Raw genomic sequence first — 18,333 nt, 5'->3', positions numbered from 1 at the left:
TTTATTGCATTTGTAATCGTAATGATTTTTGCTTACCGCAAAGATCTTGCACTTCACAAAGTTTTTTATAAAGGAAATTATAAAGTATTACTTGTATTTCTTCTTTTTATTGCCCTTTTATTTGTTATCAAAATCTTTTTAAAAAGATAATACAATCTATTATTTTTAGTTATTAGTTTAGACTCCCAAGAAAATTTATAACTTTACGAAAAACCTGCACCAATGAAGATTCTAAAATATTTATTTCTTTTACTTTTATTAAGTTTAGTTGCTCTTACCGTTTTTGTTGCTACCCAAAAAGGGATTTTTTCTGTTGAAAGAAGCAAAGTAATCAATTCGCCAAAAGCTACTGTATATAATTATGTAAATGACTTTAGAAACTACGAAGATTTTGAATCTTGGGCAGTTGAAGATCCGTCTTTAAAATTTACTTTCCCAAATAAAACTTCCGGAAACGGAGGTTCATTTTCATGGTCCAGCGAAGAAGAAGCCGGAAATGCCATTACACTAAAAACAAAGGACGGAGAAAGTATTGAGCAAAAAATGAAATATGACGGCACAGAAGCTGATGTAACATGGACTTTTAAAGATACTCTTGCAGGAAAAACAAAAGTGACCTGGAAAGCAAAAGGAACAATGAGCTTTTTGTTTAAAATATATGCAGCATTAAATGGCGGTTCAGATAAAGTTATTGGAACTATTTACGAAAAAAGTCTTGTAAACATTGACAAAAACCTGGATTACGAAACCAAAACTTACGCCGTAAAAGTAGATGGAGTGGTTAAAAAAACCGAAACTCCATATATCAAACAAACATTTACAAGCGAAATTGCTAAGATTAATAAAAATGCGAGAATTGTAATTCCGAAACTGATTCATTTTAGCGAAACCAATGATTTAAGCGCAAACGGAAAACCTTTTATTATTTATCACACTTATGATACTGCAAAAGGATTAGCAAAAATCTCCATTTGTTTACCTATTAATAAAGAGATTTCGATTAGTTCCGGAAGTGATATTTTATCAGGAAAATTAAATGGTTTTGATGCTGTTAAAACAACTTTAAAAGGAGATTATACGCATACAAATGAAGCTATTGCAAAAACAACAGCCTATATCAACAATCAAAAAATTATCCCAGAATTAGGATGGTCACATCTTGAAATTCTGTCTGTAAGCAAATTAGATGTAAAAAGCCCTTCTAAATTAGTTACAGAAATTTATTTCCCAATTAAGCCAAAAGTAGTTCCTGCTTCTGCACCAACAACTGTTACATCACCAGATTATCAGGCTGAAACAGAAACTGACGCTTCAGGAACAACTACACCTGCGACAACTGTACCAAAACCAGCAGTACAGAAACCAGCAACGCAAAAACCTGCAGTTCAAAAACCAGTTACACCAAAACCTGCAGCACCCGCAACAACAACTCCTGCAAAAACAGAAGAAGACTCTGAATTTTAATTTTTTTTAAGGTTGGATTAAACCTTTTGCTTAAAATTCATTCTAAGTTAATATAAGGATTGATAAATCAAGAAGTTTGATCGACGAAAAGGAATTTATACAACAATTATTAGATCCTAAAACGCAAAACACAGCGTTTCAAAAACTTATATCTGATTATCAAAGACCGCTGTATGCTCATATTCGAAATATTGTTTTGAATCATGATGATGCAGACGATGTTTTGCAGAATACTTTCGTAAAGGTATTTCAGTACTTAAAAAACTTTAAAGGAGAAAGCAAACTCTTTTCCTGGATGTATCGAATCGCAACAAACGAATCTTTGACTTTTTTAAATCAAAAAGCAAAATTAAAAGGTATAACTTCTGAAGATTTACAAAATAAAACGATCGACAATCTAAAAGCAGATGTTTATTTTGATGGAGATGAAATCCAGATCAAACTTCAAAAAGCAATCGTTACACTGCCGGAAAAACAGCAGCTGGTTTTTAAAATGAAATATTTTCAGGAATTAAAGTACGAAGAAATCGCAGAAATTCTTGGCACATCCGTTGGTGCATTAAAGGCATCTTACCATCATGCGGTAAAAAAAATAGAATTATATGTTACAACAAATTAAACCTTTTATAGCTAATCTTATCTTACAGACATTATGAAAGAATTTAAATTAGAAAACGAACCGAAAGTAAAATCAGGATTTAAAACTCCGGATCATTATTTTGATACCCTTTCGGCAAAAGTTTTAGAACAGATTAATGAAAGAGAAGTAAAAGTAATTCCTCTTTATAAACGCAAAAAAGTTATTTCGATAGCTGCTGCGGCCGCAATTTTTATTGCCTTTTTGATCCCAACTGCTAATCACTATTATAAAGCATCAAAAGAACTTGACGAAGCAACATTAGAAACCTATCTGGCTTATCAGTCAAACTTAAATCAATACGATTTAATTAAAGAATTAGATACTAAAGATATTGACAAACTAAATAAGAATGTAGCCCTTGAAGAAGAGACATTAGAGGATATTTTGGCTACAAATCCTAATATTGAAAATTTAATTTCTGAATAAAAACAAAATTATACAAATATGAAAATCAAAAATATATTAGCATTACTTCTGTTTTTAGTTACTTTTTCATTTTATGCCCAAAATGATAAAACAGATGAAAAACGTGAAAAAATTAAAGCTTTTAAAGTTTCGTTTTTGACTACAGAACTTGAGCTTACACCAACAGAAGCAGAGAAATTTTGGCCAATTTACAATGCATATGATGACAAACAATATGAATTGCGTCATGATAAAATGAAAACGTACCTGAAAAAACTGGACGATGACAATATAAATTCAATTTCAGAAAAAGAAGCTACTACGCTATTATCTCAAATTGAATGCACGGATAAAGAATTATATCTTTTACGTGAAAAGTTTATGACAAATATAAAAAAGGTATTGCCGGCAAAAAAAATATTAAAGCTTAAGAAATCTGAAGATGATTTTAACCGAAAATTATTAAAACAATATCGGGATAAAGCAGGAAAATAAATTCCTTTAAAGAAACAACAGTGATAAGAACCCTATATAATAATACTTACTTTATTATTTAGGGTTCTTGTTTTTTATTTAAAGTTTAAACGAACTACTTTGTTATAACCTGCAGCAATTGCAGTATTTCTGTTCACGAAACGAATCGTGAAAAGTTTAGAATCTGTAGATAATTGTGTCCAGTTTTCGCCTCCGTTTTGAGAATATTGAATTCCTTCAGAACCAACACAGATAATTTCTTTACCATTTCCACCCGGAACATATTGTATGCACGAAGCATATCCAAAGCCCAGATCCTGACCAATTAATTCCCATGTTTTTCCGCCATCTTTGGTAAAAGCTTTATTGCCTGTTTTTTTATTTGGAAGATCATAATCACCGCCTGCAATAAAACCATGTTTTGCATCATAAAAATCAGCTGTGTAAATACCTGTCATAGCTTTTCCCTGAACAATAGGAGTTTCTACAACTTTCCATGTTTTTGCTTTATCAGGAGAATAAAATACACGAGCCTTTTTTCCTCCAGACACCAGCCAGGTATCATCTCCTTTTACAACTATATTCGTATTACTTGCTGCAAAAGCGGCTTCTCCGGTTGCATTTGTAGGCAATTTATCAGACAATAATTTTGTCCACGTTTCTCCTCCGTCACGAGTTACAATTACAGAAAAAGTATCTTCTGTAGGATCTCCAATAGCAATTCCTTCTTTATCATTCCAAAACTGCATACTGTCATAAAAAACCTTTGCGTTCACTTCTTTATACACTAACTTAACTTTATGGTCTTTTTTAGAAACTGAATAAAGCAAAGCCGGATTAGAAACACTTAGTAAAAATATGTTTTTTGAGTTTTGTGCAATACTTCTAAACTCTAATTTTAACGTATCACGATAAATATGTTCTTCAAATTTTTCTTTTTTAGTTAAATCGTAATAACCAAAACGTGAGTTATCTCCTCCATACCAAACTTTGTCTTTATCAATTAAGATTGCTCGTATGCTAATTTTATCCTGAAATAATGTATCGATTTTTACTGATATAAAACCACTATTATAAGCTTTTTTACTGCTGATATTAAGCGTTCTAAAAGACATTAATAAAATAAAAACACCAAAAAATAAAATTAGTTTTTTCATAAAAATTAAGATTTGTTCAATGCTAAAATACAATTATTTCTAACATCTCAAATATGTTTTGTTTATTTTCAGAAAATAATAATTTCCTGTATTTTTTGTTCAATCAAAATTCAATTACAATTCAACAAAAACATAACAAACTACAAACGTGCTATTTACAAACCAAAAACAGCTAACATTAATTTGTGGCACAGTAATTGGATATCTCCTATCACAAATAATTTAATATGATTTAGTCATGAAAACGAAATTACTTTTAATAGCGGTTGTAGCATTAGTTTTTGGTTCATGTGCGGCACAAAACCAAACTACTGTTTACGCAAAAAACTCAGATATAAGTGATAATTTAGATTTAAGAGCAGTTGCTTCAATGTTTGGAGAATCTGCTAATCTTCAGGATTTTGAAAGAAGATTAAATGATCCTAAATATCAAATATCAAACCTTGACCTAAATGGCGATGACGAGGTTGATTATTTACGTGTAATTGAATCTGTAGAAGACAGAACTCACGTTGTAATTATTCAGGCCGTTTTAGATCGCGATGTTTATCAGGATGTGGCTACGATTGATGTTGAAAGAGACAATTATAATAAAGTAAGCGTTCAGGTTGTAGGTAATACTTATTTATATGGTGACAACTATATTTATGAGCCGGTTTATAGTGTAGCTCCGGTAATTTATACTTCATTTTGGGTTACTAATTACAGACCATACTACTCTACCTGGTATTGGGGTTACTACCCTACTTATTACTCAGCATGGAGACCTTATCCTGTATACAGATACAGAAATAATGTAAATGTATGTATTAATGTTCACAACAATTACAATTATGTAACTACAAGAAGAAGTTACAGAGCTCCGGTTCTTTACGAATCAAGACGTACTTATGGTTATGAAAGAATGAGACCAAACAATAGTTTTGCTCAGAGACACGCTAATGTAAGCAACAGATATGATTTAGATCAAAGAAGAGTTGCAAGCAGAGAAGCTAACAGATCTCAAAACAATTACGATTCTAACAGATCAAATACAGGAAGAGTAACTTCTACTGAAAATAGAAATACAAACAGAGATTACAACAATAGCAGCAGAAATAATTCTGACAGAAGTTACACAAATCGTGCAGCAGCCAACAGAGATAATGCCGGTACTGTAAATACTCCTGTAAGAACTGATAATACTCCGAGAACAGAGCCAAGAGGTGATTATAACAGAAACAACTCAACAGCGACTGCTCCAAGAGCAAACTCAGAAAATAGAAATTATAACAACAGAACTTCTTCACAAACAAATGAAGCGCCTAGTAGAAGCTATTCTGAAAACAGAGCAAGCAGACCAGCTCAAACTCAATCTGCTCCTGTTCAAAGAACTGAAGCTCCAAGAGGCTACGAAAACAGATCAAGCTCTCAAAGCAATTCAAATGCTTCAAGACCGCAAAGTGCTCCACAACGTTCTGAATCACCAAGAATGAGTCAGGAATCAAGAGGCAGCCAGCCGCAGAGAGAAAGCAGTTCAAGCTCTAGAGGCGGCGGAAGAAGAGGTTAAGAATATCTCAATTTATATCAAAAATTAAAAGCACAATTTGGGGATTGTGCTTTTTTTTATCTTTTTAATTATAATAGCGGCTAATTTGTTTTAAAAGAGTAAATTTGCAACCGTCTTTTATTAAAAATATACATGAGCGCATCGCATAAAAACTTACATAGTAAGTTGTCTATAGGGGGTTTATTGATAACATTAGGGATTATTTATGGAGACATTGGAACGTCTCCTTTGTATGTAATGAAAGCTATTCTTGGCGATCATACCATAAATGCTGATATTGTACTGGGAGGTATTTCCTGTGTTTTTTGGACTCTTACTTTACAAACTACAATAAAGTACGTACTAATTACTTTAAGTGCCGATAATCATGGTGAAGGTGGAATTTTCGCATTATATGCTTTAGTCAAAAAGACAAAAATTCAGTGGCTCATTGTGCCCGCCATTATTGGAGGAAGCGCCTTGCTTGCCGATGGTATTATAACACCGCCCATCTCGATTTCGTCTGCAGTTGAAGGTATTAGGGCATTCTACCCTACAATGGAAACAAAGACCATTATTTCTATTGTAATCACTATTCTTTTCATCTTATTTACCATACAACAGTTTGGAACTAAGTTAGTTGGTAAGTTTTTCGCACCAATGATGCTGATTTGGTTTGCTATGCTTGGAACTCTGGGTTTTATACAAATTATCCATTTCCCGGAAGTTATTAAAGCTATAAATCCTTATTATGCTTACCATTTACTTTCTGTTCATCCTGACGGCTTTTTTGTTCTTGGATTTGTATTTTTATGTACAACAGGAGCCGAAGCTTTGTACTCAGATATGGGACACTGCGGTAGAAAAAACATTAGAATCAGCTGGATATTTGTAAAAACTACTTTAGTATTAAATTACTTTGGTCAGGCTGCTTATTTAATTCATCATGAAGGAAGTACATTACAGCAATTAGGAGGAGAAAATGGGAATCCGTTTTATCTGATTATGCCGCATTGGTTTTTACCATTCGGAATTGTAGTGGCAACTTTAGCTGCCGTAATTGCATCTCAGGCACTTATCAGCGGATCATTTACTTTGATAAATGAAGCAATGCGTTTGAATTTCTGGCCGAAAGTAAAAATCAAATACCCTACAGAAGTTAAAGGACAATTATATATTCCGTCAATCAACTGGTTATTGTTTTTTGGTTGTGTTGGAATTGTATTACACTTCGAAAAATCAGGAAATATGGAACATGCATATGGTTTAGCGATCATTTTATGTATGATTATGACAACCATTTTGCTGAATTATTATTTAATTATGAAGCGTGTGAAATTGTATTTCATGGTTCCGCTTATCACAATTTATTTATTGATCGAATTCAGTTTCCTGATCGCGAACATTACAAAATTTGCCGAAGGAGGTTATGTAACTTTAATCATTGCAACACTTCTTATTTCGATAATGACAATTTGGTATTTAGCTAAGAAAATCAACAAAAGCTATACTAAAATCATCAAAATTGAGGATTATAAAAAAGTATTAGTAGAATTAAGCCAAGACTTATCGATTCCAAAATACGCAACGCATCTAGTTTATATGACAAACGCGAACCGTGTTGATGAGCTGGAGGAAAAAGTAATTTATTCGATTTTACAAAAACGTCCAAAAAGAGCTGATATTTACTGGTTTGTACACGTAAATATTTTGACTGAACCTTATAAAACACAATATAAAGTTACCGAAATCGCGAAAGACGATATTTATAGAATCGATTTTAACTTAGGATTTAGAGAACCTACAAAAATCAATTTAATGTTTAGAGAAGTAATTCGTGACATGGTAAAACGCGGAGAAGTTGATATAACCAGCCGTTACGAATCATTAAACAAAAACAATATTATTGGTGACTTTAAATTTGTATTGTCTGAGAAATTCTTATCAAATGACAATGATTTAAGATGGCACGAAAATATTATCATGAACTCTTATTTCTTTATTAAGAAACTGAGTTTATCTGAAGAAAGAGCTTTTGGATTAGACAGCAGCTCGGTAAAAGTAGAAAAATTCCCGATGGTGCTTCACGCTCCGGAAAATATCGGATTGACAAGAATAACTGCAAAAGAATAATCTGCTTGCAGAAATCTCTTCAGAAAAACACTCTTTTAAAACTTTATCAGAGTGTTTTTCTCTTTTAAAAAGGAAAGCTAAATAACAATCATAATTAAAAATTTAACTTTCAATCAATTAATAGTACCTTTGCAACTCAAATAATTAAAATGAGATTACACAGAAATTTAGTTTATACTACCATCGACTCTTTGAACGCAATTTTCAATGAAGGAGAATATGCAGATAAAGTGGTAGCAAGAGCATTAAAAAAAGACAAACGTTGGGGAAGTTCTGACAGGAAGTTTGTTGCTGAAACGATATATGAAATTGTTCGCTGGAAACGTTTATATGCAGAAATTGCAGAAGTAAAAGAACCTTTCGACAGAGACAATTTATGGAGAATGTTTGCGGTTTGGGCAGTTTTAAGAGGATATCCAATTCCGGATTGGAGACAATTAGAAGGAACACCGGAAAGAAAAATAAAAGGACGTTTTGACGAACTTTCAAAAGTTAGAGCTTTAAAAGAATCTATCCCGGACTGGATGGACGAATTAGGCGTTAAAGAACTTGGCGAAAAAGTATGGGCAAAAGAAATTGCTGCTCAAAACCAGCCTGCTAAAGTTATTTTAAGAACCAACACACTTAAAGGAACTAAAGAAAACCTGAGAAACACCTTGATGGATTTAAATATTGAAACTGAATATTTAAAAGATCAGCCTGAGGCTTTAGTTTTAAAAGAAAGAGCAAATGTATTCTTGACAGATGCTTTTAAACAAGGACTTTTTGAAGTTCAGGATGCTAACTCACAATTAGTTGCCGGTTTCCTTGATGTGAAACCTGGAATGCGTGTTGTTGATACGTGCGCCGGAGCGGGTGGAAAAACATTGCATATTGCTTCTTTAATGGAAAACAAAGGACAATTGATTGCAATGGATTTGTACGAAAGCAAACTAAAACAATTGAAATTAAGAGCAAAAAGAAATGGTGCTTTTAATATTGAATACCGCATTATTGACACTACAAAAGTGATCAAAAAACTGCATGAAAAAGCAGACCGTGTTTTAATTGACGCACCTTGCAGCGGTTTAGGAGTTTTAAAAAGAAACCCGGATTCTAAATGGAAATTGCAGCCTGAATTTATCGATAACATTCGTAAAGTTCAGAGTGAGGTTTTAGAAAGTTATTCTAAAATTGTAAAACCAGGAGGGAAATTAGTTTATGCAACTTGTTCTGTTTTACCATCAGAAAATCAGGAACAAGTAGAGAAATTCTTAAAAACAGATATCGGAAAAGAATTTACGTTTATTCAGGATCGTAAAATACTGGCTTCAGAATCTGGTTTTGACGGATTTTATATGGCGTTATTAGAGCGTAAAACAAAATAAAAATTTAATATTTTAAATTCCAATATTTTAAATTCCAAATTCCAACATAAAAATTGGAATTTGGAATTTTTATTTTGGGATATTTTACTGCCATAATTTGTTTAGTCCCTACGGGATATTTTTATGGGTCGTCTTTATTTTTCTACCGACATGTAACTCCTAACGGAGTTTTTTTCTCATAGAATATTTTTTTTCTGTTGCTTATTTTTTTATATACCCCTAATTCCTAATAGAGTTTCTCTTAAGAATGTAATACCTTAAAAATACTCCACACTCTTTTAAAATATCTCGTAGAGATTAAATATCGGTAAAAACATAGAAAGACGCCGTCAACATTTGTCCCGTAGGGACTTAACATTCCACAAAAAAATTCCAAATCCCAATATAAAAATTGGAATTTGGAATTTAAAATATTGGAATTTCCTTATCTATCTTAAACTCGACTTACGCAATAACTTACCATTTTCATTTTCCTTAAATTTCGGAACAAAAACAATTTCTTTCGGCTTTTCGAATTTCCCTAAAATATCAAAAAAGTCAGCAGAGAAATCATATTTTTCACCTTCAATAACTAAAATTAGTTTTTCACCTAAAACAGTATCGGGAACACCAGTTACAAAAAAACGATTACTAATTCTGCCGATTAACTTCGCTTCAATCTGCTCTGGAATCAGTTTCACTCCTCCACTATTAATTACATTATCGATTCTTCCCAAAAATACAAACTGATTTTCATTTACTAAATCAACTAAATCATTAGTAACAATTGGCTCTTCAGAAATAGAGGAAACATAAATTACCAGACAGCCGCGATCGTCTTTTTCAATTTTTACATTTGGTAAAATTGTAAAAGCGGTTTCTCCTACTCTTTTAGCAGCAATATGCGTTATCGTTTCGGTCATTCCGTACGTTTCGTAAATCTCTGTTTTAAAAGGCAGAAGTTTCTCTATAAGGTCGCTGTCTGTTTTCGCTCCGCCAATAATTAACTTTTTTATATTACTTAATTTTTCAAGCGAATTCCGAACCTGTAAAGGAACCATCGCAGCAAAATCATATTTTTTATTATTGTAAGCCAAAGGTTCTGTACTCGGAACTACAACATCTAATTCTAATCCTAAAATCAAACTGCGAACCAGCATCATTTTTCCGGCGATAAACTGAGTTGGCAGACAAAGCAAAGCTTTATTTCCCGGTTCTAAACCGAAGAAATCCCCCGTTGCTAATGCCGACTGAATCATGGCTTGTTTTTCTAATCTAACCAACTTAGGAAGTCCAGTAGTTCCCGAAGTTGTCATTTCGATATAATCTTTATGATCAAACCAATCCAGAAAAAACTCTCCAATGGCACGTTCGTAGACATCGCCTTCTTTGATAAAACTATATCCAATGCGGCATAAATCTGCAGCGTTTAGATGGTATCCATCAAGTTTAAAATAATTATGTACATTTTTATGTGTTAAGTTTGGCATGATCCTGTTAGTTTAAATTTAAAAATTCTGAAACCTCATTATTTGATTCATCGATTTTACCCGTTAATTTCTCTTTCCAATTCGTCCATTTATACTTTTTACTAAAAATAAAAAGCAAAATAGGATAAACGATCACAACCGGCAAAATAACATCTGCTCCGGCAGAAGGATCTGACATATCTTTAAAAATAGAATGTGTTTGAAAAACCGACCAATCTGAAGTGACCAATAAAGCCCCAATAAGATTATTTGCAGCATGAAAACCCAAAGCTAATTCCATTCCATCGTCCATTAAAGTAATGACTCCGAGGAACAATCCCGTTCCTATATAATAAACCATGATAATATATCCCATCTTGGTCACTTCGGGATTAAGAATGTGCATGGAACCAAATATCAGTGAAGTCATAACTAACGGAAACCATCTATTTTTAGCCAGATTAGCGAAACCCTGCATTAAATATCCTCTAAAAACATATTCTTCTGTACTGGTTTGAATGGGAATTAAAATTGTTCCTACAACCACTAAAATCAAAAAAGGAACTAATTTAAAATTCCAGACAAATTTTTCCGGAGATTGAAAATAAAGCACCAAAAAACTGATTACAGAAAATATTGTCCAAAGAAGGAAAGAAAATAAAATCCTGTTCCAGTCTACTTTTTTTCTTCCCGTTGTTACCGATAAAAGTGTTTGATGATGCATATATTTTATCACAAAATATATTCCTGCAAAAGCAAAAACAAATGAAAGCATTACTAAAAATAAGGTAAGATTGGGCTCAAACATTTTTAAAGCCGAATCATTATCCGTCGGGAAAGCAGCGTGCTCTTTAAAACTTTTATAAAGAACTGCAATAGAAAAAGGAATTTGACCTACAAATGAAGCTGTAATAATAAAAACAGATCCTAAAAGATATTTCCAAAAATGATTTTCAGGTTTAACTCCTTGCTCTAAAAACATATATTTAAAATTTTTGAAATGAGAATTCGATTTAAATAGGAAATCCTATTTTTGTTGTACTAAATAACGACTGTTTTTAACAGATCTTATTCTAGCAGACTTTAAATATAAGAAAATGATACAAATTTACCATAATCCACGCTGTGGAAAATCAAGAAGCTGTTTGGCTTTTATTGAAGATACCAAACAAGAATATGAGATAATTCCTTATTTAACAGATACTCCGAGTTTTGAGGACCTAAAAAAACTTCTTAAAGAATTAAATATTCAGCCCAATGAATTGGTTCGAACCAAAGAAAAAATCTGGATTGAAAACTACAAAGGAAAAGATTTGAGCGATGACCAAATTATTCAGGCAATGGCAGATAACCCAATTTTAATTGAAAGACCTATTGTTGTAAAGGACGGAAAAGCTATTATTGGAAGGGATTTAGACAAAGTTGCTTCTTTTTTAGATTGATTATAAAATGATCAATTAACATTTTTTTGTGATCTTGCTTTTTAAACCAAAAGGTACATTTGCTGTCTAAGAAGAAAAGAAACCAGAAAAAAATGAAACAAATCAATTTTGTTGTAATGCTCGTGATGCTTTTTACAGGCTTTTACAACTATGCGCAACAAGGACCACAAGCAAGAAATAAAGTAAAAGTTACCGGAAAAGTTTTCGAAAAAGTAAGCAAGCAGCCGCTTGAGTATGCTACAATTTCGATTATGGCACCAAATGACACAAAAGTTATTGCCGGCGGGATAACCAATCCTAAAGGTGAATTTGAAGTAGCTGTTGCTCCGGGAACTTACGATATAAAAGTAGAATTCATTTCGTTTAAATCGACTGAAATTAAACAAAAAAGTATTCAGGAAGACACTAATTTAGGTGTAGTAAATTTATCTGAAGATGCTGCACAATTAAACGAAGTTGTGGTTCGTGCCGAAAAATCATCAGTTGAAATTAAACTGGATAAAAAAGTTTATAATGTTGGTCAGGACATGATGGTAAAAGGCGGAACAGTAAGTGATGTTTTAGACAACGTACCATCTGTTTCTGTTGATACCGAAGGAAATGTAAGTTTAAGAGGAAGTGACAATATCCGAATTTTAATTGATGGAAGACCTTCAAACGCGATAAATGTTGCCGAAGCTTTGCGTCAGCTTCCGGCAGATGCCATTGATAAAGTAGAAGTTATTACCAATCCATCAGCACGTTATGATGCCGAAGGTGGATCAGGAATCATCAATATCATTCTTAAAAAAGGAAAAAATCAGGGTTTAAATGGAACTTTTATTGCTTCGACAGGACTTCCTGAAACGTATGGTTTAAGCGGAAATTTAAATTATAAAACAGAGAAATTAAACTATTTCACTACTCTTGGTTACAACCGCAGAACAAGTGAAGGCGCAGGTTTAACTAACACAGAATATTTAAATGCTGACGGAACTTCAAAAGGATTTCTTGATGAAGATCGTGATACTAAAAGAACTTCTGACGGATTTAACGGAAGAGCTGGTATAGAATGGACTGTTGCTCCAAACACATTCTGGACAAATGCCATTAATTACCAAAAAAATTCTGGCGACACAAGAGATTACATTACGTATAGTAATTTTGGCGCAGCGCATGATTTTACAGGTAATTCATACCGTTTAAATGATGGGGTTACCGGAAGTGAAAACGTAGAATATACCTCAAACTTAATCAAAAATTTCAACGATAAAGGACATAAACTTACTGCCGATTTATCGATTTCAAGAAATACAGATGATAGTAACAGTACCATTACAGCATCACCAAATTTCAATAATACCTTGAACGATCAGGTTCAGAAACAAGTACAATTACAAGCAGATTATGTATTACCGTTAGGCAAAGGAAGCCAGTTTGAAGCCGGATATAAAGGAAGTTTTGGTGACCTGAACAACGAATATGTAATAACTGGGATTGATGGTCAACCAGATCCAAAATTATCAAATACTTTAGAATACAAGGAAAACATAAACGCGATTTACACGCAATACGGTTTCAAAGTCAATAAGTTTTCTTATTTATTTGGATTACGTTGGGAAGACACTAATATTCAGGTAAATTTATTAGATAGTAACGATTTCAACACTAAAAAATACAACAACTTGTTTCCGAGTGCTTTCATTAGTTACGAAATTTCAGATCAAAGTAACTTCACAGCAAGTTACAGTAAGCGTTTATCAAGACCTAGAGGACGTTTCATGAATCCTGCGACAAACTACTCCAGTAATGTCAATATCTTTCAGGGAAATCCGGACTTAGATCCATCTTTGACAGACAAATACGATATTGGATACATCAAACGCTGGGAAAAATTAACCTTTAATACCTCTGCATATTTCGAAAACACAAAAGACGTTTTCAGTTTCGTGAGAACTCCTACAGGTGACGTTGTAACTCCTGATGGTGATGTTGTAACTCCTACACCGGATAATCCAGTTGATGGAATTCCGGTTATTTTAAGCCGTCCAATTAACTTAGGAAGAGAGCAAAAATTTGGTTTTGAGTTTACTCTTAATTATACACCATTTAAAGTATGGAGAATCAACAGTAACTTCAACTTTTACAATGTAAAAACTACCGGCGAAAATACTTATATAGACACTAAAGGAAATACAGTTGTACAAGATCTGGATAATCAAGCTAATACATGGTTTGCCAGAATCAACTCAAAATTAACGTTACCTTACAAAATAGACTGGCAGTTAAGTGCTGTTTACAATGGTGAACAAAAAACAGCTCAGGGTAAAAACTTAGGTCAGTTTGGTATGAATACGGCGTTTAGTAAAGATGTCTTAAAAGACAAAGCAACAATTGCATTCAATATTAGCGATATTTTCAACTCACGTATCATGAAGTCTGACACCTATCTTCAAAATGATGTCACTCGTGAAAGTCAAAAATCGTATAGCGAAATGCAGTTCCGTAAACGTCAGTTCAATTTATCATTTACGTATCGTTTTAACAAACCAAAAAGTGATAGAGACCGAAACGCACAGCCTAAAAATGATGGCGGAGGAGATGGCGGAGGAGACTTCCCTGGATAATATAAGTTAAATTTCAAATACTAAAAATCCCAAATTCCAATGAGCTAATCAATTGGAATTTGGGATTTTTTTATTGGAATTTTTCTTTAGTTTTCAGCATAAAAAAAGGACTCGTTTTCACGAATCCTTTTATGAAATCAATTCAAATTAAATTGATTGTTCTTCTTGTCTTTTTTTAGCTCTCTTTTCTTTGAACATTTCCCAGCTAGCTCCCGTAACCCAATAAGATACGAAACCAACCAAGAAAAACATTAACCAAAACCCTATAGTTAGTATGGTTAAGAAAAGTAAAAAGCCTAAGTACTGTGAAAATTCAAACATGTTTTCCGGAATTTTTGAATGTTACCACAAATGTAGGCTATATATTTTTCCTCAGCAATAAAATCTAAATCAATTTTCGTGAAATAACATTTATCCGTATATTTATACTCATTTTAAATAAGCTTATTTTTTGATAAATTATTCAACTATCTAAATCAGAAGTACATGAGTATTTTCAGGAGCTATTTCCCGCTATCCGCTGCAATCTTTTATGTTTTTAAAGAAAAAACATAAAAGGATTTCCGCTACTATCGGGGCTAGAATCCGTATTCAAAAGAAATCTTAAACACCAAAATAAAAAATCCGTTTCAATCCGCGTCTTTACGAAGTAAATCAGTGTCAGCCGCGTTCCATTTACCCAAACAAAATACATTTTTACAAACAACATATTTACACAAAATGAAATACAGAATAGAAAAAGACACCATGGGCGAAGTTCAGGTCCCAGCCGATAAATATTGGGGTGCTCAAACAGAACGTTCAAGAAATAATTTCAAAATTGGAAATTCAGCTTCAATGCCGCAGGAAATCATCGAAGGATTTGCCTATCTTAAAAAAGCAGCTGCTTACGCCAACTTTGATCTGGGAGTTTTACCAATAGAAAAAAGAGACGCAATCGCTGCCGTATGTGACGAAATTCTGGAAGGAAAACTAGATGATCAATTTCCATTAGTTATTTGGCAGACAGGTTCAGGTACACAAAGTAACATGAACGTAAACGAAGTAATTGCCAACCGCGCCCAAGTATTAAAAGGTTTTGAAATTGGCGAAGGCGAACAATTTATAAAAGCAAATGATGATGTAAATAAATCGCAATCATCAAATGATACGTTCCCAACCGGAATGCACATTGCAGCCTATAAAATGGTAGTTGAAACCACAATTCCGGGAGTTGAAAAACTGCACGCAACTTTAGTAAAAAAAGCAAATGAATTTAAGGATGTTGTAAAAATTGGCCGTACGCATTTAATGGACGCAACTCCTTTAACGCTTGGACAGGAAATTTCAGGATATGCAGCGCAATTAGCTTTTGGATTAAAAGCACTTAAAAATACTTTAGCACATTTATCTGAAATCGCTTTAGGCGGAACCGCAGTTGGAACCGGATTAAATACTCCAAAAGGTTACGACGTAAAAGTTGCTGAATATATCGCTCAATTTACCAAACATCCTTTTATTACTGCCGAAAACAAATTTGAAGCTTTGGCTGCACACGACGCTATTGTGGAAACACACGGAGCATTAAAACAATTGGCTGTTTCCTTAAATAAAATTGCCAATGATGTTAGAATGTTAGCTTCTGGCCCACGTTCAGGAATTGGAGAAATTCATATTCCGGAAAATGAACCGGGATCTTCAATTATGCCCGGAAAAGTAAATCCGACACAATGTGAAGCTTTAACAATGGTTTGCGCCCAGGTTATTGGAAACGATATGGCAATCGCCGTTGGCGGAATGCAGGGACATTATGAATTGAATGTTTTTAAACCGGTTATGGCAGCAAACTTCCTGCAATCGGCACGTTTGCTTGGAGACGCTTGTGTTTCATTTGATGAACATTGCGCACAAGGAATCGAACCAAATCATAAACGTATTAAAGAATTAGTAGATAATTCTCTAATGCTTGTAACCGCTTTAAACACAAAAATTGGTTATTACAAAGCCGCAGAAATTGCTCAAACCGCTCACAAAAACGGAACGACACTAAAAGAAGAAGCAGTTCGTTTAGGCTACGTTTCTCCTGAAGATTTTGACGCTTGGGTTAAACCAGAAGAAATGGTTTAGATTAATGGTTAATTATGAATTGTTAATGGTTAATTATTTTTGATACTATAAAAAAAGAGCTTTCTAATTTTAGAAAGCTCTTTTAATTAATTAAAAATTTATAATTAACAACTCACAATTAAAAAAATTATTTACCGTCTACATAATCTTGTAAATAGCTGAATCTTTCTGTAAGTTTTCCGTTTTCGGTGATTTTGGCGCGTTTTAAAATTCCGTCTTTATCTCCGTTGAAAAAAGCCGGAATTACATGCTCCATAAATTGTTCTCCAAATCCTTCGCTGGCATCTTTTGGAATTTCACATGGAAGATTATCAACTGCCATAACCACAACTGCTGCGGGATGAAAAACATCGACTTCTTTATCTTCTAAAGGAAAATAACCATAAATAGGTTCTGCAATTGTCGAAGAACGAAGTGTACTTGCAATTGGCCCATTTACATCGCATGAAATATCTGCTACAACTTTTAATTTACAGTCACTTGCGTTTAACATTTCTCTCGTCAAAATCATTGGAGCATTACTCGCATAAAAATGACCTGCAAAATAGATATCTGAAACTTTCGTGAATTTTTCAAAATCAGAAGTATAAGCTTCAGGATTTTCGACAAAATCATTAAAATCTAAAACCTGACCATCAATACGTTTGTTATATTCTAAAACATCTAACTGAACATAAACTGCCTGCGCATATTTTTTAGTCAGATAATTGTCTACCGTGATTTCTTTTATTTTAATAGCATCCAAAATTTCTTTTGCCCCGCTCCCAACCTTTCCAGTTCCGGTAATTACAAATTTTAAAGCTGGCATTGTAATGCGTTTTAAATGCATAATCAAGGCTTCTTTTCCGGAAAGTGTTTCTGCTTTTGGAAGTTTAAATAATTCGAATTTAATTCCGAAAGCACGGATTCCGTTATATACGCCAACCATTCCGGCATATTTGCCAAAACCAATTAATCGACGATCAAGCGAATCAACAATTGTTTCATGGTCGTATAAATCAATATTTTTTTCTAAAATTGCTTGAAGTAATTTCCTGTTATGTGGCTGCTTTTTTATCGTATGAGAAAAAAAGAAATATGCTTTGTTTGGAATTAAATTGTCAACAGGAACTTCTTTTACACCAAAAAGAACATCACAATCCGAAACATCTTCTGTAACGGTTATTCCCATATTTTTATATTCTGCATCAGAAAAAACTCTAATATCTGAACTTTCTACTTCAACAGAAGCGTCATGATAGACTTGTTTTAGTTTTGTAAGCTCATTTGGAGAAAAAACAACTCTTCTGTCTGGTGGGTTTTTTCTTTCTTTTATGATTCCAAATTTCATTTAAATAAATTTAAAGCATTTAATAATATAACTTTTTACATCGTATTTGTTTCAAATATAACAAATATAGTTAAATTTTTGTTTCTAATTTACTATTTAGAATGTTTAAAAACCGTTAGTAGCTGAAAAACAAAGAAATAAAAAAAACAGTTCTTAAAATTATGTTAAAAAGACGTTTTTAAACCATCAAAAACTGAGAATACAACAAAATTGAATTCGATATATTTGTTTTT

The 18,333-nt window shown here is 33.0% G+C and carries 15 protein-coding genes; 10 read left to right on the top strand and 5 right to left on the bottom strand.

What is annotated here, in order from left to right:
* Positions 1-222: 222 nt before the first annotated feature.
* The 4 genes from FLAPXU55_RS13295 to FLAPXU55_RS13280 all read left to right on the top strand — a co-directional run bounded on the left by FLAPXU55_RS13295 (position 223) and on the right by FLAPXU55_RS13280 (position 3,004).
* Entirely contained in the window at positions 223-1,464 is a 1,242-nt protein-coding gene (locus tag FLAPXU55_RS13295; protein WP_180858235.1) for an SRPBCC family protein, read from the top strand.
* Between the two features lie 76 nt (positions 1,465-1,540).
* On the top strand, positions 1,541-2,083 hold the full coding sequence (locus tag FLAPXU55_RS13290; RefSeq protein ID WP_180858233.1) for an RNA polymerase sigma factor: 543 nt from the start codon (positions 1,541-1,543) through the stop codon (positions 2,081-2,083).
* Between the two features lie 33 nt (positions 2,084-2,116).
* Positions 2,117-2,530 carry a hypothetical protein gene (locus tag FLAPXU55_RS13285; protein ID WP_053471802.1) on the top strand — a complete coding sequence of 138 codons (414 nt, stop codon included), beginning with the start codon at positions 2,117-2,119 and terminating at the stop codon, positions 2,528-2,530.
* 18 nt (positions 2,531-2,548) lie between these two features.
* Entirely contained in the window at positions 2,549-3,004 is a 456-nt protein-coding gene (locus FLAPXU55_RS13280; RefSeq protein ID WP_180858231.1) for a sensor of ECF-type sigma factor, read from the top strand.
* Positions 3,005-3,078: 74 nt separating this feature from the next.
* Here the strand turns inward: FLAPXU55_RS13280 and FLAPXU55_RS13275 are convergent, their stop codons facing one another.
* On the bottom strand, positions 3,079-4,140 hold the full coding sequence (locus FLAPXU55_RS13275; RefSeq protein WP_053471804.1) for a WD40/YVTN/BNR-like repeat-containing protein: 1,062 nt from the start codon (positions 4,138-4,140) through the stop codon (positions 3,079-3,081).
* Positions 4,141-4,378: 238 nt separating this feature from the next.
* Between FLAPXU55_RS13275 and FLAPXU55_RS13270 the strand changes: the two genes are divergently transcribed.
* The 3 genes from FLAPXU55_RS13270 (at position 4,379) to FLAPXU55_RS13260 (ending at position 9,168) form a co-directional block, all read left to right on the top strand.
* Entirely contained in the window at positions 4,379-5,689 is a 1,311-nt protein-coding gene (locus tag FLAPXU55_RS13270) for a hypothetical protein (RefSeq protein WP_180858229.1), read from the top strand.
* A 132-nt stretch (positions 5,690-5,821) separates the two neighbouring features.
* A complete protein-coding gene (locus tag FLAPXU55_RS13265) occupies positions 5,822-7,801 on the top strand; it encodes a KUP/HAK/KT family potassium transporter (protein WP_053471806.1) in 1,980 nt (659 codons plus the stop codon).
* Positions 7,802-7,950: 149 nt separating this feature from the next.
* Positions 7,951-9,168, top strand: coding sequence for an RsmB/NOP family class I SAM-dependent RNA methyltransferase (locus tag FLAPXU55_RS13260; RefSeq protein ID WP_180858227.1), 1,218 nt, complete (start codon positions 7,951-7,953; stop codon positions 9,166-9,168).
* A 428-nt stretch (positions 9,169-9,596) separates the two neighbouring features.
* Here the strand turns inward: FLAPXU55_RS13260 and FLAPXU55_RS13255 are convergent, their stop codons facing one another.
* The gene (locus tag FLAPXU55_RS13255; protein ID WP_180858225.1) at positions 9,597-10,637 is read right to left on the bottom strand and encodes an AMP-binding protein; all 1,041 of its coding nucleotides are present in this window, start codon (positions 10,635-10,637) and stop codon (positions 9,597-9,599) included.
* 7 nt (positions 10,638-10,644) lie between these two features.
* Positions 10,645-11,598 (bottom strand): CPBP family intramembrane glutamic endopeptidase, encoded by a 954-nt coding sequence (locus FLAPXU55_RS13250; RefSeq protein ID WP_180858223.1) that lies wholly within the window; start codon positions 11,596-11,598, stop codon positions 10,645-10,647.
* Between the two features lie 115 nt (positions 11,599-11,713).
* Here FLAPXU55_RS13250 and arsC point away from each other — a divergent pair, with 115 nt between their 5' ends.
* On the top strand, positions 11,714-12,058 hold the full coding sequence (arsC, locus tag FLAPXU55_RS13245) for an arsenate reductase (glutaredoxin) (protein WP_180858221.1): 345 nt from the start codon (positions 11,714-11,716) through the stop codon (positions 12,056-12,058).
* 92 nt (positions 12,059-12,150) lie between these two features.
* Positions 12,151-14,664: a TonB-dependent receptor domain-containing protein gene (locus tag FLAPXU55_RS13240; protein ID WP_180858219.1), complete on the top strand. Its 2,514-nt coding sequence runs from the start codon at positions 12,151-12,153 to the stop codon at positions 14,662-14,664.
* A gap of 147 nt (positions 14,665-14,811) precedes the next feature.
* On the opposite strand, the gene FLAPXU55_RS13235 is transcribed toward FLAPXU55_RS13240, so the two are convergent.
* A complete protein-coding gene (locus FLAPXU55_RS13235; protein WP_026984685.1) occupies positions 14,812-14,985 on the bottom strand; it encodes a hypothetical protein in 174 nt (57 codons plus the stop codon).
* A gap of 399 nt (positions 14,986-15,384) precedes the next feature.
* Here FLAPXU55_RS13235 and fumC point away from each other — a divergent pair, with 399 nt between their 5' ends.
* Entirely contained in the window at positions 15,385-16,770 is a 1,386-nt protein-coding gene (gene fumC, locus FLAPXU55_RS13230; protein ID WP_053471812.1) for a class II fumarate hydratase, read from the top strand.
* A gap of 127 nt (positions 16,771-16,897) precedes the next feature.
* Here the strand turns inward: fumC and FLAPXU55_RS13225 are convergent, their stop codons facing one another.
* A complete protein-coding gene (locus FLAPXU55_RS13225; protein ID WP_180858217.1) occupies positions 16,898-18,100 on the bottom strand; it encodes an NAD(P)-dependent oxidoreductase in 1,203 nt (400 codons plus the stop codon).
* Positions 18,101-18,333: the final 233 nt, after the last annotated feature.

The organism is Flavobacterium panici, from assembly GCF_903819335.1.
Classification (GTDB): Bacteria; Bacteroidota; Bacteroidia; order Flavobacteriales; family Flavobacteriaceae; genus Flavobacterium; species Flavobacterium panici.
Note: the sequence above shows the minus strand (reverse complement) of the source record. Positions and strands in the feature narration are given on the sequence as shown.